General features: G+C 43.6%; 1 protein-coding gene. It reads right to left on the bottom strand.

Annotated features, from left to right (window positions below; genetic code table 11):
* Window positions 1-218 (bottom strand): reverse transcriptase domain-containing protein (locus tag LKE08_RS11005; RefSeq protein WP_324704269.1); only part of this gene is annotated, 218 nt, incomplete at both ends.

Genomic DNA, 218 nt, shown 5'->3' on the forward strand with positions numbered 1-218 from the left:
CATTGTTTGATATTACGCCTAATGGTCGTTGGACAATGAAGTTTGGATAGCAGGTAATCATGGTCAATTTGGTCGAAACATTTGGCGATGTCGGCATCAAGGACGTAGTATCCCATTTTGTTGATACCAATAAATATTCTACCAACTGCGTCAAGAGTTGAGCGTCCGGGTCGAAACCCATAGCTTGTTCCCTCGAATTTAGGTTCCCAGTAGGGTTC

This window comes from Lyngbya sp. CCY1209, assembly GCF_035615495.1.
In the GTDB taxonomy this organism is placed as follows: Bacteria; Cyanobacteriota; Cyanobacteriia; order Cyanobacteriales; family Microcoleaceae; genus Limnospira.